Here is a 21825-nt window from a genome sequence, read left to right on the forward strand (position 1 = left end):
CCGCGCTCGCCGGCGGGCTCGCCGCGACGCACTTCGGTTACCCGCTCCTCTGGGTGCTCGGCGCGGTGGCGCTGCTCGCGCCGGCGCTGCGCCGCGGCGCGCGAGAGACGGTCGCGGCCGGCGCCGCGACTTGAACGCGGCGGCGGCTCTCGGGTACCATGCGCGCCATGCAGACGGCTGAGAAGCCGTGGTCGCTCGGCCTGTCCGTGGTGATCCCGGTCTACAACGAGGAGGGCTCCGTCGGCGAGCTGGCGCGCCGGCTGACGGAGGTCCTCGCCGCGATGGGCCCCACCTGGGAGGTCATCTTCGTCGACGACGGCTCGCGCGACCGCACCGTCGAGATCGTCCGCGCCATCAACCGTGAGGAGCCGCGGGTCAAGCTCGTGCGCTTCCGGCGCAACTTCGGCCAGACGGCGGCGCTCGCCGCCGGCTTCGACTACGCCTCCGGCGAGGTGGTCGTCACGATGGACGGCGACCTCCAGAACGACCCGGCGGACATCCCGCGGCTGGTGGCGAAGATCGGCGAGGGCTACGACCTGGTCAACGGTTGGCGCGTCAAGCGCAAGGACACGTTCCTGACGCGGCGGCTGCCGTCGATCGTGGCCAACGCGCTGATCTCGCGGATCACCGGCGTGCGCCTGCACGACTACGGCTGCACCCTCAAGGCCTTCCGGCACGAGGTCGCCAAGAGCGTCAGCCTCTACGGCGAGCTGCACCGCTTCATCCCGGCGATCGCCTCGGGCATGGGCGTGGAGGTCGCGGAGCTGCCGGTCAACCACCACCCGCGCACGACCGGCACCTCGAAGTACGGCCTCTTCCGGACGGTGAAGGTGCTGCTCGACCTGATCACGGTGAAGTTCCTGCTGTCGTACTCGACGCGGCCGATCCACGTCTTCGGGCTCATCGGCCTGATCAGCGGCGGGCTCGGCGTCGGCATCGGCGGCTGGCTCTCGTACCAGAAGCTCTTCCTCGGCGTCGGGCTCTCCAACCGGCCGCTGCTCTTCCTCGCCATCCTGCTCGTGATCGTCGGCGTGCAGTTCATCACCATGGGGCTGCTCGCGGAGCTGCAGACGCGCATCTACCACGAGTCGCAGAAGCGCCCGACCTACACCGTCCGCGAGACGCTCGGGATCTAGCAGGCCGCCGATAGCGGCCCATCTGCGGCCGGGCCTGGTGATCCATGTCACACCCCGCGGCCTGATTCCGGGCTTATGGTGCCCACTGACGGCGACAACCATCCCGGAGGTGACGCATGGCACGGTTCAGGAAGATGCTTCTCCCGGTCGCGCTGTTGGCTGCCGCGCTCCACGGCACGATCATCACCGGCTGCGGCGGCGGCTCCTCGCCGAGCACGCCCTCGGGCAGCGCGGAGGTGCGGATGAAGTTCGGCGGGCCCCAGGCCGCGCGTGTCGCGGTGGCCGGCGCCCGCTCCGCTTCGGTGGCCGGAGCGCAGGTGTTCGTCGACGGGGTCGTCGTGGGGGTCACCGACGCCAACGGCGAAATCGTCCTGCAGCTGGCGCCGGGGACCCATACGATCACCGTGGCGGCCGGCGGCGTCACGAGCAAGGCGTTCAAGGTCACGGTTGCCGAGGGCGATGTCGTCACGCTCGAGGTCGAGATGGAGCCGGACGGTACGCTCGTCGTCGACAAGGACATCGATCACGACGGCGACTACGACCAGGACGACGACGCCGATGACGACGATGACCACGACGGCGACAAGAACGGCGGCGACGACGACAACGGCGACGACGACACCGATGACGCCGACGAGGGCGCGAACGCCAAGTAGGGCAGATCGGCGCGCGCGTCCGCGGCGAAGCAGCGGGCCCCGGCCGGCCTGACGTCTCCGAGTTCACGACCCGGGAGGAGCGCGCATCTCCCGGGTCGCTATTGCCTCCGGCGGGCTTCCGCTGCTGTCGGCCCGTGCCCCGCCCGCGGTGCCAACCCTTGTCTGGGCCCGTGAAAGCCATTAGAATCTGAAAACTTATGGGCCAGGAGCACCTGAAGTTCAGGGCGGTCAGGGGCACGCGGGACGTCCTCCCGCCGGAGACGGCGCGCTGGCGGCGCATCGAGCGCACTTTCCGCGAGGTCTTCGAGCGCTACGGCTACGACGAGGTCCGGGTGCCGATCTTCGAGGAGACCACGCTCTTCGCGCGCGGTCTCGGGGACGCGAGCGACATCGTCGAGAAGGAGATGTACACCTTCCCGGACAAGGGCGGCCACTCGCTGACGCTGCGCCCGGAGGGGACGGCGGGCGTCGTCCGCGCCTTCCTCGAGAACGGCCTCGACAAGCTCCCGCCGCCCGTCAAGCTCTGGTACGCGGGGCCGATGTTCCGCTACGAGCGGCCGCAGAAGGGACGCCAGCGCCAGTTCCACCAGATCGGCGCGGAGTTCTTCGGGGTCGCCGGGCCGGAGGCGGACGCGGAGCTGCTCGAGATGGTGCACGCGGCCTTCGCGGCGCTGGGCCTGCCCGGCCTCGCGCTGCAGATCAACTCGCTCGGCGACGCGGCGTGCCGGCCCGCGTACCGCGAGGCGCTGCTGGCGTACTTCCGGCCGCACGCGGCGGAGCTGTGCGAGAACTGCCGCCGCCGGCTGGAGGCCAACCCGCTGCGGGTGCTCGACTGCAAGGCCGAGGGGTGCCGCGCGCTGCGCGCCAACGCGCCGGACGTGCGCGACTTCCTCTGCGGCCCCTGCCGCGACCACTTCGCCGCGGTGCGGGCCCTGCTCGCGGCCGCGGAGGTGCCCTTCACGGAGAACCCGGCGATGGTGCGCGGCCTCGACTACTACACGCGCACGACCTTCGAGCTGACGAGCACCGGGCTTGGCGCGCAGGACACCGTCGCCGCCGGCGGCCGCTATGACCGCCTCGTCGAGGAGTTCGGCGGCAAGCCGACGCCGGGGCTCGGCTTCGCGCTCGGGGTGGAGCGGCTGGCGCTGCTGTTGGGCGAGGGCGGCGGCGAGAAGTCGCAGCGCCCCATCTTCCTGGCGGCGCTTGGCGACGCCGCGCGGCGCGCGGCCTGGCCCTGGCTCGTCGAGCTGCGCCGGCGCGGCGCCGCCGCGGAGTGGGACTACGAGGGGCGCAGCCTCAAGAGCCAGATGGGGCGCGCCGACCGGCTGGGCGCGCGGCTCGTGGTGATCGTCGGCGACAACGAACTGGCGGCCGGCGCGGCGCAGGTGCGCAACATGGCCGACAAGACGCAGCGCGCGGTGGCGCTCGTCGACCTGGTGGAGACGCTGGCGCCCACGGTGTACGCCGAGGGCGGGTGAGGGGAGGGGGATTCACGTGAAGGGCAACGAGATCCGCGCCAGATTCCTGGAGTTCTTCGCCGCCAACGGGCACGAGGTGATCCGCTCCTCGCCGCTGGTGCCGGCGAAGGACCCGACGCTGCTGTTCACGAACGCGGGGATGGTCCAGTTCAAGGACCTGTTCCTCGGCCTCGAGCGACGCCCCTACACCCGCGCGACGACCTCGCAGAAGTGCGTGCGCGCCGGCGGCAAGCACAACGACCTCGAGAACGTCGGGCGCACGGCGCGCCACCACACCTTCTTCGAGATGCTCGGCAACTTCTCCTTCGGCGACTACTTCAAGGCCGACGCCATCGCCTACGCCTGGGAGTTCCTGACCAAGGTCATGGGCCTGCCCACGGATCGCCTCTGGGCGACGGTCTTCCGCGACGACGACGAGGCCGCGGCGCTCTGGCCGAAGATCTCGGGCCTGCCTGCCGAGCGGGTGATCCGCCTCGGCGAGAAGGACAACTTCTGGGCGATGGGCGACACCGGCCCCTGCGGGCCGTGCAGCGAGATCCTCATCGACCAGGGGCCGTCGGTCGGCTGCGGCCGGCCCGAGTGCGCGGTCGGCTGCGACTGCGACCGCTACCTGGAGATCTGGAACCTCGTCTTCATGCAGTTCAACCGCGACGCCGCCGGGACGCTCACGCCCCTGCCCAGGCCGAGCATCGACACCGGCATGGGCCTCGAGCGCCTCGCCTCCGTCGCGCAGGGCAAGCAGAGCAACTTTCACACCGACCTTTTCGCGCCGCTGCTGGCGTTCGTCGCGGACGCGAGCCGCAAGCGCTACGGCGCCGACGAGAAGAGCGACGTCTCGATGCGGGTCATCGCCGACCACCTGCGGGCGACGACCTTCCTCATCGGCGACGGCGTGCTGCCCTCGAACGAGGGGCGCGGCTACGTGCTGCGCCGGATCATGCGCCGCGCCGCCCGCCACGGGAAGATGCTCGGGCTCTCCGAGCCGTTCCTGCACAAGGGCGTCGGCGTCGTCGTCGAGGCGATGCAGGGCGCCTACCCGGAGCTGGCGACGCATCTGGAGTTCGTGCGCCGGGTGACGAAGGTCGAGGAGGAGCGCTTCACGCACACGCTCGAGCAGGGCCTCGGCCTGCTGCAGGAGATGATGGACAAGGCGCGCGCGGGCGGCAAGGTCATCTGCGGCGAGGACCTCTTCCGCCTCTACGACACCTACGGCTTCCCGCTGGATCTGGCCGGGGAGATCGCCGCCGAGCAGATGCTGACGCTCGACCACGAGGGCTTCGAGGCGGCGATGCGCGCCCAGCGCGAGCGCGCGAAGGCCTCGTGGGTCGGCTCGGGCGAGACGGCGGCGGGCGCGTGGCCCAAGCTGCTCGGCGGGCTGCCCGAGACGAAGTTCACCGGCTACGCGCACGCGGAGGGCGAGGCGAAGGTCGCGGCGATCTTCCGCGGGGAACAGCGCGTCGCCGCGGCGGCGGCGGGGGACGAGGTCGAGGTGCTCCTCGACCGCACGCCGTTCTACGCCGAGAGCGGCGGGCAGGTCGGCGACACCGGGGAGATCCGCACCGAGAAGGCGCTGCTGCTGGTCGCGGACACGAAGAAGCACTGGAAGGGCTACGTGCTGCACCGCGGGAAGCTCGCCGAGGGGACGCTCGCGGAGGGCGAGGTGGTCACCGCGGCGGTCGACGCCGAGCGCCGGCGGCGCATCGCGCGCAACCACACCGCGACCCACCTGCTGCAGGCGGCGCTGCGCAAGGCGCTCGGCGACCACGTCAAGCAGGCGGGCTCGCACGTCGAGGCCGACCGGCTGCGCTTCGACTTCACGCACTTCGCCGGCGTCACCGCCGCGGAGCTTGCGACCGTCGAGGAGGAGGTCAACGCCGCGGTCTGGGCCGACCACCCCGTGCACAAGGAGGAGAAGACGCTCGAGCAGGCGGTCGCCGCCGGCGCGATGGCGATCTTCGGCGAGAAGTACGGCGACCACGTGCGCGTGGTGACGGTCCCCGGCGTCTCGATGGAGCTGTGCGGCGGCATCCACGTCGGGCGCAGCGGCGAGATCGGCTTCTTCAAGATCGTCAGCGAGGGGAGCGTCGCCGCCGGGGTGCGCCGGATCGAGGCGGCGACCGCGGAGGGGGCGTACGCGGCGGTGCTCGAGGAGGAGCGCGAGTTGGAAGGGGCCGCCGCCGCGCTCAAGGTCGGCCCGCGCGAGGTCGCCCGCCGCGCCGAGCGGCTGGCCGAGCAGGCGCGCGGGCTGGAGAAGGAGGTCGCGGACCTCAAGGCGAAGCTCGCGCGCGGGGCGGGCGGCGACCCGACCGAGAAGGCGCGCATCGTCAACGGCGTCAAGGTCCTGGCGGCCCGCATGGACGGCCTCGACATGGACACCCTGCGCACCACGGTCGACCACTTCAAGGACAAGCTCGGCAGCGGCATCGTGCTGCTGGCCTCGGTCGCGGACGGCAAGGTCTCGTTCGCCTGCGGCGTGACGAAGGACCTCACCGGGAAGCACAAGGCCGGCGACCTCGTGAAGAAGGTCGCGGCGGTGTGCGGCGGGTCCGGGGGCGGCAAGCCCGAGATGGCGACCGCCGGCGGCAAGGACCCGTCGCAGGTCGACGCGGCACTTGCAGAGCTGGTGAAGCTGATCGAGGGGAAGTGACGGATGGGCGTCGAGAGGATCGCGAGCGTCCCCGAGTTCGAGCGCTGCCTCGAGGCGAGCGCGGCGGGGCCGGTCTTCGTCCTTAAGCACTCCACGACCTGACCGGTCTCCGCGGGGGCTCGGGACGAGTTCCTGGCGTTTGCGGCCGGCGGCCAGGCGCGGTGCGTCGAGGTCCTCGTCCGGGAGGACCGGCCCGTCTCGCAGGCCATCGCCGAGCGCACGGGCGTGCGCCACGAATCGCCGCAGGTGATCTGCCTGGCGGGGCGGCGCGCCGCGGCCCACGCCTCGCACCGCGAGATCACGCTCGAGTCCCTGCGCCGGATGCTCTCCGGTGCCGGGACCGGGAGGGGAGAGCGATGAGGATCGCGATCGAGTACTGCGGCGTCTGAAACTACCGTCCCCAGGCCGCCAGGCTGGCGGCCGCCATCGAGCGGGAGACCGGCACGCGCGTGGAGCTGATCGAGGGCAGCGGCGGGGTCTTCACACTGTCGGCCGACGGCGCCGCACTCTTCGAGAAGCGGCGGAGCGGACGGTTCCCTACCGAGAAGGAGGCCGTGGGCTTGGTCCGGGGTGCTGCGGCGCCGAGCCCCGCGTGACGGCGGCGCCACATTTCTGTAACGATTGACGGTGGATTGTACGGCTGGTATGAACGGGCCATGGCGCCATCAATGGACCAGGGGCAACAGAGGCCATTGGTTTGGAGGTGTGCGTCGCGAGACGTCAGCCGCGCAAGCCTCGCGTCTCTTCCGACGTCGTTTCTGCCTGCGATTCCGGTCCGTCACCGGGCAGCCGTGATCCCCGGGCACAAGGAGAGTCCTGTATGCCTGAACGACTGACGAAACAGAAGAAGCAGATCCGAACCGCAAGGAAGCTCTCCGGCATCGGGAAGTGCCCGACGGGCATCAGCGGGCTCGACGAGATCACCGGCGGGGGCCTGCCGCGTGGACGGACCACGCTCGTCTGTGGCGGCGCCGGCAGCGGCAAGACACTCCTGGCCATGGAGTTCATCGTCCGGGGCATTCGCGAGTACGACGAGCCGGGCGTGTTCATGGCCTTCGAGGAGACCGCCGGAGACCTGGCCAAGAACGTCGCCTCCCTGGGGTACGATCTCGAGGAGTTGGTCCGCCGCAGGAAGCTCGCCATCGACTACGTGTACATCGAGCGCAGCGAGATCGAAGAGACCGGGGAATACGACCTGGAAGGCCTCTTCGTCCGCCTGGACGCCATGATCCGCGAGGTGGGCGCCAAGCGCGTCGCCATCGATACGATCGAGGCCCTCTTTTCCAGCCTGCCCAACGAAGCGATCCTGCGGGCGGAGCTGCGCCGGCTCTTCCGCTGGCTCAAGGACAGACACGTCACCGCCGTCCTCACCGGCGAGCAGGGCAAAGAGACCCTCACCCGCCACGGCTTGGAGGAGTACGTCAGCGATTGCGTGATCTTCCTGGACCATCGCGTGATCAAGCAGGTCGCGACGCGTCGGCTGCGAGTCGTCAAGTACCGTGGCTCGGCCCACGGGACCAATGAGTACCCGACGATGATCGACCGGCATGGCCTGAGCGTCCTGCCGATCAGCTCGGTCGGCCTGGACTATGGCGCGAGCACCGAGCACGTCTCCAGCGGCATCGAGGGGTTGGATTCGATGCTGGGCGCCCGCGGCTACTACCGCGGCAGCAGCGTCCTGGTCTCCGGCACCGCCGGCACGGGCAAGAGCAGCATGGCCGCCGCCTTTGCCGATTCGACCTGCCGCCGGGGCGAACGGTGTCTCTACCTGGCCTACGAAGAGGCGCCTTCACAGGTCATCCGGAACATGGGCTCGATCGGCTTCGACCTGGGCCAGTGGGTGCGCAAGGGACTGCTGCGCTTTCACGGGGTGCGTTCGACACTCTACGGCCTGGAGCAGCACCTGGTGAGCATGCACAACCAGGTGAACGACTTCCGCCCCGCCGCCGTCGTCGTGGACCCCATCACCAACCTGATGGCCATTGGGGACGATGCGGAAGTCAAGTCCATGCTGACACGGATGATCGACTTCTTGAAGAATCAGGGCATCACGGCCCTGTTCACGAGCCTCACCCAAGGCGGCGGTCCCGTCGAGCAGACCGAAGTGGGCGTTTCATCCCTGATGGACACCTGGCTGCTGCTGCGCAACGTCGAGATGGACGCGGAGCGCAACCGCCTGCTGTTCATCCTCAAGAGCCGCGGCATGGCGCACTCCAACCAGGTCCGCGAGTTTCTCCTGTCCGATCAAGGCATTCGGCTCAGGGAGGTCTATCTCGGTCCCAGCGCCGTGCTGGCCGGCACCGCGAGGGCGGTGCAGGAGGCCAAGGACAAGGCCCAGACCGCCCGTGAGCAGCAGACGGTCGCCCGGCGGCGGCGCGAACTGGAGGGAGAGCAGGCGGCGACCCGGGCCCAGTTGGAGGCGATGCGGCTCAAGAGCGCCGCCCTGGCGGAAGAGATGAAGATACTCAGGGCCGAGGAAGAGGGTCGCCGTACCGCCGTGGCGCGCGACCAGGCGGAACTGGCCCGTATCCGGGGCGGGGACGTGAAGAAACGAGCCTGACCGCAGGGTAGCCAGGAGAGGGTACGGTCATGCCAGCGAAGGAACGCAAAAGGAAAGCCGCGCGCCGCAGTGCGCGCGAGTCGCAGCCCACCGATCGGTCGGCGGCGCCCGAACCGGTGGAGGTGTGGAATCTGCGGCTGTATATCGCCGGCCAGACGCCGCGGGCGGTCGCGGCCCTGGAGAATCTCCAGAGGATCTGCGACGTGCATCTGGCCGGACTGTACACCATCGAAGTCGTCGATCTGCTGAAGAACCCGCAACTGGCCAGAGGCGACCAGATCCTGGCGGTGCCGACGCTGGTCCGCAAGCTGCCGGAGCCGGTGCGGAAGATCATCGGGGATCTCTCGAACGAGGACCGCGTCCTCGTCGGCCTGGACCTCCGGCCGCGATGACAGGGGTGAGCCATGAGCAAGAAGCGAACTGAGACCGTGGAAGAGGTCATCGCGTCCGCGAAGGGGAAGTCCAAGCGCCAGAAGTACGTGCTGCGGTTGTACGTGGCCGGGATCACGCCGCGGTCGCGCGAGGCCATCCGCGCCGTGACCGCCATCTGCGAGGAGCATTTGCAGGGCCGGTACGATCTCGAAGTGATCGATATCTACCAGCAGCCGACGCTGGCCAAGGGCGAGCAGATCATCGCGGCGCCGACGCTGATCAAGAAGCTGCCCGAGCCCCTGCGCAGGTTCATCGGCACCATGGCCGACAAGGAGAAGCTCCTGGTGGGCCTGGACCTGAAGCCGAAAGACCGGTGTTGAAGGGTCTGCAGACGGCGCAGGTTCCGACCGCGAGAGTTGAAGCATGAGCAGCGAGAGCAAGGACCGTCGCAGCAAGGCGCAATTGCTGGCGGAGGTCGAGCGCCTGCGCCTGCGCTTGGAGGAAGCGGAGCAGACGCTGGAGGCGATCCGCACAGGCGACGTCGATGCCCTGGTGGTGGCCAGTCCGCGGGGTGAGCAGATCTACTCGGTCACCGGCGCGGAGCACGTGTATCGCGTGATCGTCGAGACGATGAACGAGGCCGCCCTGACGGTGGATCAGGACGGGACGATCCTGTTCTGCAACCAGCGATTCTGTGAGCTGATGAGGACGCGGATTCAAGGGGCGCTGGGGCGCAAGCTGGCGATCTTCGCCGCCCGCCCCCAAGCAGCGACGTTGCGGGCAATTCTCAGGGACGCCCGGACCGAGGCGCTCCAGCGACGCGTCACGCTGCTGGCCGCGGACGGCACGGCGGTCCCGGTGCAGATCTCCGCCAGCCCCTTGCACGCCGGCAATACGATCAATGTCTGCCTTGTGGCCTCCGACCTGACGGACCTGGAGGCTTCCACCAGCTCGATCCGCGTCCTGCGCGAGCAGCAGCAGGCCTTGGAGGAGAGCGAGGCGCGTTTCCGGTCGATCTTCGATTCCAGCCAGGACGCCATCGTGATCGCCAACGACGCGGGCACGTATGTGCAGGCCAATCCGGCCGTCGAGGCGATCTTCGGGGTGCCGCCGGAGAAGATCATCGGCCGGCAGGTGTCGGAGTTCGTGGGCGGGGACATCGACTTCCCGACCATCTGGCGGGACTTCCTGGCCAAGGGCAGCTTCGCCGGGGAAATCTCCCTGACCGGCGTCCGGGGGCGTGTGCGCTGCGTGGAGGCCTACGCGGTCGCCAACGTCCAGCCGGGACGGCATCTGTCGATCTTCCATGACATCACCGAGCGAAGGCAGGCCCAGGAGAAACTGCAGGCGGTCAATGAGCAGCTCCAGGCGCAACGCGAAGAGCTGTGCGCGCAGGCCGAAGAACTGCAGGCGATCAATGAGGAACTCACTGCACGCGAAGAGCAGCTGCGGGCGAGCAACGAAGCCCTCAGTGAAAGCGAGGAGCGGTTCCGCACGCTGGCCGACAACATCTCGCAGCTCGCCTGGATGGCCGACGAAACGGGCCGGATCTTCTGGTACAACAAGCGCTGGTACACGTACACCGGCACTTCGGCCCATCAGATCTGGGGCTGGGGAGAGGTCCATCACCCCGATCACTTTCTGCGGGTGACGGCGAAGCTTCGCCACTGCTTCGAGACGGGCGAGGCCTGGGAAGACGTCTTCCCGCTGCGGGCCGCTGACGGCAGCTACCGCTGGTTCCTGTCGCGGGCGACCCCGATTCGCGACGGCCGGGGCATCGTGGCCCGCTGGTTCGGCACCAGTACGGATATCACCGACCAGCGCGTCGCGCAGGAAGCCCTCCAGGAGCTGAACACCGTGCTGGAGAGCAAGGTGGCCCAGCGCACCGAGGAGTTGGAGCACCGGGCCCGCCAGCTCCAGAAACTGGCGCTGGATCTGTCGGGGGCGGAGGATCGCGAGCGCAAGCGCATCGCCGAGGTCCTGCACGACGACGTGCAGCAGATTCTGGCGGCGGCGAAGTTTCATCTCATTTCGATCCGGACCCGGGCCGCCCATGATCCGTCGATACTGACCACGGCGGCGCAGGTCGACCGCATGCTCTCGGAGGCGATCGACAAGTCGCGGGCGTTGTCGCATGAACTCAGTCCGGCCATGCCAGACAGCGGCGATCTTGGCGACGCCCTCGGCCGGCTGGCCAGCCAGACTCAGATCAAGCACGGCCTGCTGGCCCGCGTCGACGCCTTCGGCAAAGTCCGCGTGCAATCCGAGGCGCTGCGGTCCTTTCTGTACAAGGCGGCCCAGGAACTGCTGTTCAACGTGGTCAAACACGCCCGGGCCAATGAGGCGAAGATTCGCGTCCGGCGCTTGGGCCGCTTCATCTGCCTGTCGATCTCCGACCGGGGGCGCGGGTTCGATCCCGAGAAACTCAAGGCGACCGCGGGACTCGGGCTGTTCAGCATTCGCGAACGCGTCGACCTGCTGGGCGGCCGGATGAAGATCAGGAGCGTCGAGGGGCTCGGAAGCACATTCCGTATCGTCGTGCCGGATAGCGGGATTGCCGGCACGGCCCTGTCGAAGAGAGAGGAACCGGCGGACCGTGCCGCAGAGGCAACGGTGGCGGACGGCGGCATGCAGCGGCGCCTGCGCGTGCTGATCGCGGACGACCACCAGATTGTGCGGGAAGGCCTGGTTTCGCTGCTCTGCGATGAAGGCGGCGTTCACGTGGTCGGCGAGGCGGCCAACGGGCGTGAGGCGGTGGACCTGGCGGACAAGCTTCAGCCGGACGTGATCATCATGGACGTGGCCATGCCCCTGATTGACGGCGCCGAGGCGACCCGGCAGGTCAAGCGGCATATGCCGCGGACGCGGGTGATCGCACTATCCATGTACGAGGAGCATGAGAACGTGGAGAAGATGCTCGCCGCCGGGGCCGAGGCATACATCCTCAAGACGGCACCCGCCAATGAACTCCTGGCCGCCGTCCGCGGCAATACGCCGAGCGCGCGGGAGCAAGACTCATAGACGAGCTCTCACCGCGTGGGGCGGGTTTGCCCCCCTTAGGCTGACCTTGATCCAGGCTCTCCGAGACGGAATCCACAAGCCGTTCCACAGCCCCGTCAACAGGTAATCAACGGATTGACCACAGGGAGGTGATCACGGCGTATTCGTCTACTTCTTGACACCGGCAGGGCAACTCGGCTAGATGGTGTTGCTGACGCGCCTCGTCGAGCAGCGGGTTGGGGGTTGGGCGCGTTGTCCTCCGGTGGGGAAGGGGTGAGATGAAAGCTGAGGTCAGCTGTCTCAACACCCGGGCAATACTGGACTACCTCCATCGCCGGTCGATCGATCCACGACCGTTCGTGTGCGACCTCGACCCCGAACTTGATGTCCATGGCGATCCGATTGCCTACCTGAGCGATCGCAACAATTGGGTCTCTGCGAGCGTCGTCAGCCGCCTTTTCTCGCGACTGCGAGAGCGGCTCGACGATGAGCAGCTGGCGTTCAAGATCGGCCACGACTCGGTTGTGCACCGGCGCTTCGGGTACGTGCAGAACATCGTCCTGCGGGTCTTCCTCTCGCCGGAGCAGGGCTTCCGCAAGGCACAGGAGGTCAACGACCGTTTCAATCGGACCAAGCAGGTCGAGCTCGCGGAGCTGGCCGAGGGCAAGGCGCTCGTCCGGCTGACCTGGCACCCGGGTATGGGACACTCGAAGGACCTCTGCCTTTTCAACCAGGGGATCTACTCCGCGCTCGCCCAGACGTGGGGCATCAAGCCCGCGACGGTCACGGAGACCAAGTGCGCCTTCGAGGGCGGCGGTTGCTGCGAGTACCGGATCCGCTGGCAGCCGGTCTCGCAGCCCCTGGGGTTCTTCCGGCGCTTCTTCATCCCGCGCGCTCTCTTCCAGGAGACGGTTCGCGAACTGGAGGAGGACAAGGAGCTGCTCTCGCAGAAGTACCGGGAGGTCCGGGAGCTCAGCGGGCGGCTGCGGCGCAAGATCAGCGAGCTGGAGACGATCCACGAGTCCGGGAAAGCCATTGTCTCGCTGCTCGACCGCCGCGAGCTGCTCAACGTCATCATGCGGTTGACGACCACGAGCCTCGGCTACGATCGCAGCATCATCCTCCTCCACGACGAGTCGGAGCAGGCGCTGGTGACCGCGGCCTCCTCGGGGGGCGAGCTGGAGCTGATGCGTCAGTTCGGCGGCTACCGGGTGCCGCTCAGCCGCACGAGCAACATCCTCGTGCGGACGTTCGACACGGGCAAGCCGGTCCTCGTGGCCGATGCCTCGCGCCACGGGCTGAACAGGAAGAATGTCCTGCTCCAGACCTTCGCCCCGACCTCGTTCGTGATCGTCCCGCTCATCAGCCGCGGGAAGGTCATCGGCGTCATGGCCGCCGACCGCGTGGACGACGCGGCGCCCCTGACGCAGGAGGACCTCGACTCGCTCACCGGCTTCGGCAACCACGTCGCCGTCGCGCTCGAGAACTCCCGGCTCTACGAGAGCCTCGAGCAGGCCTCGCTCGACGCGATCCAGGCGCTCGCCAAGGCGGTCGAAGCCAAGGACCCCTACACCCACGGCCACTCCGAGCGGGTCGCCGCCTACTCGGAACGCCTGGCGGCCGCGCTCGGCCTCGAAGAGCGGCAGCTGCTCAGCATCCGGCTGGCCTGCCTGATCCACGACATCGGCAAGATCGGCGTCACCGAGAAGATCCTCCACAAGCCCGGAGCGCTGGACGCCGCGGAGCAGGGGGTCATCAAGCAGCACCCGGTGATCGGCGAGACGATCCTGCGTCCCCTCAAGGGCCTGGGGGACATCGCCCGGATCATCCGCAGCCACCACGAGCGCTTCGACGGCCTCGGGTACCCCGATGGTCTGCGCGGCGAGGAGATACCGCTCGAGGCGCGCATCATGGCCATCGCCGACACCTTCGACGCGATGACCACGACCCGGCCGTACCGCGAGCCGCTCGCGCGGGACGCCGTCCGCGACGAGCTGGAGCGGAACGGCGGCCGGCAATTCGACCCCGTCCTGGTGGAGTTGTTCCTGACGCACGTGGCGTCCACGTACGGCTGGGCTCCCGCCTCCCTGGAGCCATGCCAGCCGGGACGCTGAGCCGCTTCCTGCAGACCCCCCTCAACGCGGCCGTCTTCTCCTGGTACCCGCCGCAGGTCACGCGCTGCTACACGCGCCTGCTCGGCCGCCGGTACTTCCGGGTCCGCCCCGACGAGGCGGAGCGTCACCTGCGCCAGCTGCGGGAGGTGTTCAGCCACGGGCACCGGGCCGGGGCCTGCACGCCGGCGCTGGAGCAGCAGGTCCTCCAGGGCGTCTTCGACCACTACTTCGAGAAGCTGCTCCTGGCCTACTGGGGCTTTGCGCGGATGCGCCGCTACCTGCTGCGGCGCGTGCGGCTCGTGCACGCCGATCTTCTCGACGACGCACTGCACGGGGGACGGGGCGTCCTCGTGGCGACCGCGCACTTCGGCGCGGTGGAGTTCCTGCCGGCGTCGCTGGCGCTCAGGGGGTACCCCGTCACCGCCGTCGCGCGCTTTCGGACCGCGAAGCTCAAGGAGACCCTGGTGCGGCGCGCCTCCCAGGTGGGGGTCGAGCTGCTCGACCTGGACGACGGCGCCATCGTGCCGAAGATGCTGACCACCCTCAAGGCCGGCCGCATCTTCGTCACCGAACTGGACGAGTTGAGCAACTGGCGGCCGAGCGCCGCCAAGATCATGAACTTCTTCGGGCGCCGCGCGGCGCTCGATCGCGCCCTCGAGGTGCTGCAGCGGCGCAGCGGCTCGCCGCTGCTCCTGGGGCTCATGGAACGACTGCCGGGCCGGCGCTACCAGCTCGTCCTCGAGTCGCCCGTCGAGCACCACGCCGCCCCGACCGGCCTCGGCGACGATGCGCTGCTGCTCAAGCGGCTCGAGCACCACGTCTACGAGGCGCCGGACCACTGGTACAACTGGAAGGAGCTGCAGCGCATCGAGCAGCCCGCGGCGGCATGAGGATTCGCCGCGCCGAGGCGCTCCTGGTGCGCCTCCCCCTGAGGCTCACCATCCGCCACGCGCTCGCCGCGCGCCGCGAGAGCCTGAACGTCGTGGTGCGCCTCGAGGACGAGGCGGGCAACGCGGGCTGGGGCGAGGGGGTGCCGCGGGACTACGTCACGGGTGAGTCCCCCGAACGCTCGTTCGAGCTTCTGGCGGGGTCCCTCCTTCCGTCGCTCGTCGGCGCCGAGATCGCCGGGCCGGAGGCGCTCCTCCCCGCCGTCGTCTCCCTGCTGAGCCCGGCCGCGGGACGCCAGAGCTGCTGCTGCGCCGCGGAGCTGGCCCTGTTCGACCTGGCAGGCAACGCCTTCGGCCGCCCCGCGGCTGAGTGGTTCGGCGGCGCGCGGCGGGATACCGTGCGCTACGGTGTGGTGCTCCCGCTGCTGGAGCCGCCGGAGACCGCCGGCTTTCTCGAGGCCGTCCGCCGGCTCGGGGCGCCGCACCTCAAGATCAAGGCCGAGGGGGACCGCTGGCCCGAGGCGCTGGCGGCCGCCCGCGCGGCGCTGGGGGACGCGATCACCATCGCCGTCGACGCCAACGGCAGCTGGGGCCTCGACGAGGCGGCGGGCCACCTGCGCCGCATGGAGCCTTTCGGCGTCGCCTGGGTGGAGCAGCCGCTGCCGCGCGGGCGGGAGAGTGAGATTCCCGACCTGGCCCGCCGCAGCCGCATCCCGCTGATGGCGGACGAGTCGCTCACCACGCTCGCGGAGGCGCGGCACCTGGTCCGTGACGGCGGCTTCCGGCTCTTCAATCTGCGGGTCTCGAAGCTCGGCGGGCTTGCCGCCGCCCATGCGGTGGCGGACGTCGCCGCCGCGGCCGGTCTCGGCGTCCAGGTGGGCTGCCAGGTGGGGGAGTCATCCATTCTCTCGGCGGCGGGGCGCATCCTCGCGGCGACCCTCCCCTCGTGCGCGGCCGTCGAGGGCTCGTACGGCACCCGTCTCCTGGAGGCGGACGTGACCGACGAGCCCTTCGAGTTCGGCGAGCGCGGCGCGGCCCCGGTCCAGGGCGGCGCCGGCCTCGGCGTCGCAGTCTCGCCGGCGCGGCTCGCGCCGCTCGTGGTTCGCTCAGCCGCGGTCTCCTGAGGGCCGCGCCCTTCCTCGGTCCTTCCGGCGGATCTCCCAACCGCGCCAACATCTCCCTTGACAAACCCTGCCGATGTGCGGAGATAATCCCGCACCTGACGCGGAAGCGCATCTGAGCTGCCGTCCCTGCGGCGGAGGCTTTCGCACCGCGGCGGGCGTTCCGGGGCGATCCGTCTGCCCCAGCATGCCCCGCCTGATCTTGAGGGATCGTCTCGACGCGGAGGCCCGCGCGGGCCCACGGCGGAGGCGGTCGTTGGTCGGTCGCAGCGGGGAACCGCGCATCCGGGGAGGGATGGTCCATGAAGAAGTGCACCGTCCGGGCTCTTCTGCTGTTCGTGGCGTGGTCGACGATGGTGGGCACTGCCGCGGCGCTGGAAGAAGGGTCGCTACTCCACCAGAACACCTTCGGGCTCTACTATCTCGAGGACCCCTTCGACCTCACCGTGAACCCGGCATTCCTCTCGCGGATCGAGCGCTGGCGGCTGTTCACGAACCTGAGCAACTACGAGGACGCCAACAGCTACCTGATCGGGACGTCCGGCCGCCTCGGGCCGGGGAGCGTGGGGCTCTTCTACGAGCGGGACAAGGAACGGTGGGTGGACCAGAACTCGCGCTCCAGCGACCAGACCTCCGACGTTTCCGGCTGGTACGGCAAGAATGACATCGAAGTCACCGCCGAATCCAGCGCCGACAGGTTCGAGGAAGAGAGCACGAGAAACGCCTTCGTCGTGAGCTATGGCATGGACTTCGGCGGCTTCACGCTCGGGGCGGCCTACCGGCCTTCGTTCTCGAGCGGCAAGACGACCTTGCGCGGCGATCTCGAGGGGTCTCCTGACTTCGGCACGGACCCCCTGTACTGGACCAGGCCGAGCTTCTCGGGAGACCTCCAGCCGGGCCGCAACTACGCGCGGTCCTGGCGAAGGGCCCGATACGACGGGAAGAGCGGCGCCCTGGTCACCGAGGACGCGGGGAGCGAGGCCTTCACGGGGAGCGCCGACGCGGACGAGGATACCCACGCCGTGGACCTCGGCTCCGAGCTCCGGGTCTTCAAGAGCGTCCGCACGTGGGTCAGGGTCGGCGCCCGGTCCGTCAAGCGCACGGTGAGCGGTTCCGGCTCCTACGCCAGCACCAACTCGTACACCCAGCGGGACGACGGCTCCGGCAACGGCTACATGGTGACCGAGAGCCGGACGAGCACCTGGGAAGGCGAGCCGGTCGGCAGCCCGGAAGACCACGCCTTCGACGGGACGGAGTGGTCCCTGGATGTCGTCCCGCGCTACGCGGTCAGCACCGCCGTCACTCTCGAACTCGGCCTCGGCTGGGAGGGCAGGCAGGGGGACGTTTCGGGCACATGGACGCAGGACATCGGCGTCACGAGGACGCAGACAGGGCGCGGGACGGACACGTGGCTGGGCAGCCAGCACGTCGCCAACACCTTCAGCGGCGACAGCGACCGCACGGGGTACTCTCTCACCCCCCGGGTCTACCTGACTTACGGGACGGTGGAGTTCGCGCTCGGAGTCGGCGTCTCCCACCTCTCCGACGACGTGAGCGGGACGCAGCGGGGCGCGGGGACGATGTCCTGGTCGTACGACGACGGGAGCGGGCTGGGCTCCGACTTCAGTTACGCGGGGACGACCACGACGCGCAGCGACCGCTCCCTGGAGTACACCGCCACGGTGCTCTCCTTCCCCGTCGCCGCGAGGTTCCGGGTCACGGACAAGCTGGAGCTGCGCGCCGGCGCCGAGTTCGTCCAGACCGACTCGCGGACGAAGCGCAGCGAGTCGACGCGCGCCGACGAGGAGTTCGCCATCACGGACGGCAGGGGGAACGTGCTCCGGCAGGGCCCGGCCACCCGGGGGATCGCGGAGGCGGACGTCGAGGAGCGCACGGTGAGCGCGACGCACTACCGGCTCGGCGCGGGCTACCGCGTCACGGACAACCTGCAGTTCGACCTGCTGTTCTCGCGGTCGGCGGGCGACGGCGCCGTCGACACGACCGCCGTCCACGCGTCGGCGGTCTTCGCCTTCTAGGTGCGCGAAGCGGCGGTCCGGGCCTATATTGGGTGCACGGCCACCATCAGAGAAGGAGCGCACCCATGAAGAAGACCCTCGTCCTCGCATCCCTGGTCCTCTGCGGCTCGCTCGCGTCGTCCGCCGGCGCGGCTGCGCCCGACCCCGTCGCCACCCTCGAGTCCGGCAGGAAGGCCTTCGACACCGTGTGCAGCAAGTGCCACAAGCTCGATCTTCCGCTCTCGAAGAAGCTGGACCGCCCCGGGTGGGAGGGGATTCTGGGCGCGATGACCGGTCGCGGCGCCGCGTTCTCCCCGGAGGAGCGCCAGCTGGTGATCGACTATCTCGTCGTCAAGTCGACCTTCGAGACCAAGTGCGCGACCTGCCACGCCACGCAGAACGCGCTGGCGGCCAGGCGCTCCCGCGCCGAGTGGGAGAAGACGGTCAGGCGGATGGCCGAGAAGAGCCCGGGCGCCTTCACGTCCCAGGAGATCGACCTGATCACCGCGTACCTCACGCTGGTGGTCGGTTCGGAGAAGTAGCCCTAGCGGAACTCCACCGGATCGCCGGCGCCGAGGCCGTACCGGTCGGCGAGGCCGCCGGCGATCTCCAGCGCGTACGCCGCGGGCGCGCCGGGGTAGTACTCGGCGCACGGCTCCTTCCGGCACGGCTGCGCGCGCCGCGCGATGTCCACCACGCGCTTGTCCGCACCGATGAAGACGATGTCCAGCTCGATGAGCGTGTTCTTCATCCAGAACCCGTGCCGACCGGCGGCGGGGAACACGAAGAGCATCCCCGCCCCCGGGGCCAGCGTCGTGCGGTGCATGAGGCCGCGGCTGCGCTCCTCCGCGGTCACCGCGATCTCGGCGTCGAAGCAATTCCCGCGGACGCAGACCGGGCGGCGGTCCGCCGGCGGGGCGGCGGGCTGGGCCGCCGGCTGTGCGGCCGCGCGGCTGCCGGCCAGCGCCACGAGCAGCGCGGCGGCTGCCGCGCCGCCGAGCGCCCTGGCGCGCTCCCGCCCGCGACGTCGTGTTTCCATGGCGGCGCATTGTACCCCGGTTGCCGGGCGTGCGTCCCGGACTTTCGCCCACGTTTTCCTTTCGGTATGATCCCGCGGGGGGCGATCCCGCGAAAGGAGACGCGATGGCGGAGGAAAAACGGCTGACCGCGTTCGGCAAGCTCGTCGTTCTCGCGTTCATAGCGGGCTGCGTCTGGTACGCGCTCAAGCTCTGGCCGGGGAACCCGGTCGGGCAGATGGTCGGGTCGGTCAAGCGCGAGGTGCAGGAGCGCGCCCGCCCGGCGCCGGCGGAGCCGGGGCGGCAGGCGCCCGCGGCGCGAGCGGGCGCCCAGCGCCGCGGCGTCTGGCAGGACGTCCGCAGCCGCGGCAGCGTGCGGATCGGCTACGAGTCGGAGGCGCCCCCGATGTACTTCCGCAACCCGCAGACCGGCGACGACGGGTTCGAGTACCAGCTCGGGCGCCGCCTCGCCGCCGAGCTGGGCCTGCCGGCGGCCGGACCGCGCTTCGTCGAGGGCGCCTACCAGGACCTCCCGGGGATGCTGCGGCGCGGGGACATCGACCTGATCATGGCCGGGTACGTCCCCGACCCCGCGGTGGAGGGGGTCGAGTGGTCGGACAGCTACCTGGACTTCGGCCTCTGCCTGATCGTGCTGCGCAGCTCGGCGATCACGGAGGTCTCCCAGCTGGCCGGCAAGACGGTGGCGATCTACGACGACCCGGCGGCGGAGCGCTGGGTGGCGCAGCACGTGCCCGGCGCGCGCGTGAAGAAGTTCTCGGGCGACAACGGGTGGTTCGAGGCCCTCGAGCGGCGCGAGGCGGATGCGCTGATCTACGACTACCCCTTCGCGGCCGAGGAGATCAAGCGCCACCCGCGCACCAAGATCGTGGAGTTCAACCTCAACCAGTCGCGTTACGCCGTGGGCGTGCCCGCGGGCAACGACGACCTGCTGGACGCGGTCAACGGCGCGCTGGCGCGCATCAAGGCCTCCGCGGAATACGGGGACCTCGTGCGCCGCTACCTCTCCTACAAGTCGGAGGACGTCCTCAGGCCGGTCGCCGGGCGGCGCACGCACACGGTGCGCGCCGGCGAGACCCTGAGCACGATCGCCCGCACGGAGCTCGGCGCCGTCGAGCGCTGGGAGGAGATCTGGCAGCTCAACCGGGAGCGCATCCCGAACCCGCACCTGATCTACCCGGAGTACGTGCTCATCATGCCCTGAGGGGCGACGGCGCCGGCAAGCCGGCGCGGCCTGAGCGGGGCGTGACACCAGGAGGGAGGGCGGCATGTTCCAGAGGATCGTGAACCTCTTTCGCGGATTTCTCGGCCTCTTCGTGAGCGGGCTGGAGCGGACCAACCCGGAGGCGCTCCTCGAGGTCGAGAAGGAGAACCTGCGCCAGCAGATCTCGAAGTACAACGACGGGCTGGCCTCGCACGCCGCGCTCTGCGAGCGGCTCATGAGCCAGACGCGCCGCCTGGAGGCCGAGGAGCGCGACCTGCGCGCCAAGGCCGGCGCCAACCTGCGCGCGGGCAACCGCGACGCGGCGGCGCAGTACGCGCTGCGGCTGCAGACCGTCCAGGCCGAGCTGGCCGACAACCGCAAGCAGCTCGAGGAGGCCGAGACCACCTACCAGAACCTCGTCAAGGCGCGCAACGTCGCCGTCCAGTCGGCGAAGGCGAAGCTCGAGTCGCTCAAGTCGGCGATCACCGACATGAAGATGAAGAAGGCGCTCGCGGAGCTGACGGAGATGTCCACCGCGATGATCGGCAGCATCGGCGGCACCGGCGACACCATGGACCGGCTCGCCGAGATGGTGAACGAGGAGCGGGACAAGGCGGCCGGCCGGGCGCGCGTCGCCCGCGAGAAGATCGACTTCGCGGGCGTCGAGCTCAAGGAGGCGGAGCAGAAGGCCCTCGCCGACCAGGCGCTCGCGGACTTCGCGGCGAAGGAGGGGATCCCGCTGGGCGACGCGGCGGCCGCGCCCGCGGCCCGGACCATGGGCCCCGTCGCCGAGAAGCAGTAGGCGCGGGCGGGGCGCCTCGCGATGTTCCGCTACCTGCGCGCCGCGTTCGTGGCGCGCCCGCGCGTCCCCGGGCTTGGCGGGGTGCCGTTCAACCTCATCGGACTGGCGGGCTTCGGCATCCTCGGGGCCGCGAACCCGGCGTTCTGGGCGCTCGGGCTCGGGCTCGAGGTCGCCTACCTCTTCGGCCTTGCGTCGCACCGGGGCTTCCGCGAGGTCGTCGACGCGAACGCCGCGTCCACCGTCGCCCCGGCGCGCGCGCCGGGCGCCGGCTGGGAGCAGCTGGTGGGCCAGCTCAGCGGCGGCGAGAGAGGGCGCCTCATGGAACTCAATGCGAAGCTCCAGCGCGTGCTCTCGCTCTACGACCAGTTCCACGCCGACGACCTGACCTCCGGTCAGAACCGCGAGTCGCTCCTGGCGCTGCTCGGCCACTATGCGCGGCTGCTGCTGGCGCGCGAGAACCTCGCGCGGCACTGGACGGACGACGGCGACGCCGACCTGCGGGCCGAGGCGGCCGAGCTGGAGACTGCGCTCAAGGACGCGGGGCTCAGCAGCGAGCTGCGCGCCTCCAAGACGCGGACGCTGGAGATCGTGCAGGCGCGGCTGGAGAACCAGAAGCGCCGCGCGCAGATGGGCGAGGAGATCGACAGCGAGCTGCGGCGCATCGAGGCGCAGTTCGACCTGGCGCTCGAGAACGCCGCGATGAGCTCGACGCCGCAGGCGATCTCGTCGGACCTCGCGATCGACCTGGCGCGCTTCGACGCGGCGCTGGCGGCGCTGCCGCCGGCCGAGGCCGCGGCGG

The 21825-nt window shown here is 69.9% G+C and carries 18 protein-coding genes and 1 pseudogene; 18 read left to right on the forward strand and 1 reads right to left on the reverse strand.

What is annotated here, in order from left to right; translation table 11 throughout:
* The first annotated feature begins 167 nt into the window (after positions 1-167).
* The 15 genes and pseudogenes from VI078_15425 to VI078_15495 all read left to right on the forward strand — a co-directional run bounded on the left by VI078_15425 (position 168) and on the right by VI078_15495 (position 18528).
* Entirely contained in the window at positions 168-1136 is a 969-nt protein-coding gene (locus tag VI078_15425) for a glycosyltransferase family 2 protein (protein ID HEY6000677.1), read from the forward strand.
* A 116-nt stretch (positions 1137-1252) separates the two neighbouring features.
* On the forward strand, positions 1253-1792 hold the full coding sequence (locus VI078_15430; protein ID HEY6000678.1) for a carboxypeptidase regulatory-like domain-containing protein: 540 nt from the start codon (positions 1253-1255) through the stop codon (positions 1790-1792).
* Between the two features lie 197 nt (positions 1793-1989).
* Positions 1990-3270, forward strand: coding sequence for a histidine--tRNA ligase (hisS, locus tag VI078_15435; GenBank protein ID HEY6000679.1), 1281 nt, complete (start codon positions 1990-1992; stop codon positions 3268-3270).
* A gap of 16 nt (positions 3271-3286) precedes the next feature.
* Positions 3287-5917 (forward strand): alanine--tRNA ligase, encoded by a 2631-nt coding sequence (alaS, locus tag VI078_15440; protein ID HEY6000680.1) that lies wholly within the window; start codon positions 3287-3289, stop codon positions 5915-5917.
* Positions 5918-6031: 114 nt separating this feature from the next.
* Positions 6032-6277: pseudogene (locus VI078_15445) on the forward strand (monothiol bacilliredoxin BrxC family protein).
* Positions 6274-6513, forward strand: coding sequence for an Rdx family protein (locus tag VI078_15450; GenBank protein ID HEY6000681.1), 240 nt, complete (start codon positions 6274-6276; stop codon positions 6511-6513). The pseudogene VI078_15445 and the gene VI078_15450 overlap by 4 nt, the downstream one beginning before the upstream one ends.
* Positions 6514-6737: 224 nt before the next feature.
* The gene (gene kaiC / locus VI078_15455; protein ID HEY6000682.1) at positions 6738-8477 is read left to right on the forward strand and encodes a circadian clock protein KaiC; all 1740 of its coding nucleotides are present in this window, start codon (positions 6738-6740) and stop codon (positions 8475-8477) included.
* Positions 8478-8506: 29 nt separating this feature from the next.
* Positions 8507-8869, forward strand: a complete 363-nt coding sequence (locus VI078_15460; GenBank protein HEY6000683.1) for a circadian clock KaiB family protein — start codon at positions 8507-8509, stop codon at positions 8867-8869.
* A 12-nt stretch (positions 8870-8881) separates the two neighbouring features.
* Positions 8882-9229, forward strand: a complete 348-nt coding sequence (locus tag VI078_15465) for a circadian clock KaiB family protein (protein HEY6000684.1) — start codon at positions 8882-8884, stop codon at positions 9227-9229.
* A gap of 43 nt (positions 9230-9272) precedes the next feature.
* Positions 9273-11870 carry a PAS domain S-box protein gene (locus tag VI078_15470; protein HEY6000685.1) on the forward strand — a complete coding sequence of 866 codons (2598 nt, stop codon included), beginning with the start codon at positions 9273-9275 and terminating at the stop codon, positions 11868-11870.
* Positions 11871-12127: 257 nt separating this feature from the next.
* Positions 12128-13963 (forward strand): HD domain-containing phosphohydrolase, encoded by a 1836-nt coding sequence (locus tag VI078_15475; protein HEY6000686.1) that lies wholly within the window; start codon positions 12128-12130, stop codon positions 13961-13963.
* Complete coding sequence (locus VI078_15480; protein HEY6000687.1) at positions 13945-14853, forward strand: lysophospholipid acyltransferase family protein; 909 nt, start codon at positions 13945-13947, stop codon at positions 14851-14853. The genes VI078_15475 and VI078_15480 overlap by 19 nt, the downstream gene beginning before the upstream one ends.
* On the forward strand, positions 14850-15974 hold the full coding sequence (locus VI078_15485; GenBank protein ID HEY6000688.1) for an enolase C-terminal domain-like protein: 1125 nt from the start codon (positions 14850-14852) through the stop codon (positions 15972-15974). The genes VI078_15480 and VI078_15485 overlap by 4 nt, the downstream gene beginning before the upstream one ends.
* A 299-nt stretch (positions 15975-16273) precedes the next feature.
* On the forward strand, positions 16274-18007 hold the full coding sequence (locus VI078_15490) for a hypothetical protein (GenBank protein ID HEY6000689.1): 1734 nt from the start codon (positions 16274-16276) through the stop codon (positions 18005-18007).
* Between the two features lie 65 nt (positions 18008-18072).
* Positions 18073-18528, forward strand: coding sequence for a cytochrome c (locus VI078_15495; GenBank protein ID HEY6000690.1), 456 nt, complete (start codon positions 18073-18075; stop codon positions 18526-18528).
* Positions 18529-18530: 2 nt separating this feature from the next.
* Here VI078_15495 and VI078_15500 read toward each other — a convergent pair whose 3' ends face one another.
* Entirely contained in the window at positions 18531-19025 is a 495-nt protein-coding gene (locus VI078_15500) for a DUF192 domain-containing protein (protein HEY6000691.1), read from the reverse strand.
* 104 nt (positions 19026-19129) lie between these two features.
* On the opposite strand from VI078_15500, the gene VI078_15505 reads away from it, so the two are divergent.
* From VI078_15505 to VI078_15515, 3 genes are all read left to right on the forward strand, one after another.
* Positions 19130-20224 (forward strand): transporter substrate-binding domain-containing protein, encoded by a 1095-nt coding sequence (locus VI078_15505; protein HEY6000692.1) that lies wholly within the window; start codon positions 19130-19132, stop codon positions 20222-20224.
* A gap of 64 nt (positions 20225-20288) precedes the next feature.
* On the forward strand, positions 20289-21026 hold the full coding sequence (locus tag VI078_15510) for a PspA/IM30 family protein (protein HEY6000693.1): 738 nt from the start codon (positions 20289-20291) through the stop codon (positions 21024-21026).
* A gap of 21 nt (positions 21027-21047) precedes the next feature.
* Positions 21048-21825: hypothetical protein (locus tag VI078_15515; GenBank protein HEY6000694.1), on the forward strand; the 778-nt coding region annotated here is incomplete at its 3' end.

Source organism: bacterium, assembly GCA_036524115.1.
Lineage (GTDB): Bacteria > JAUVQV01 > JAUVQV01 > JAUVQV01 > DATDCY01 > DATDCY01.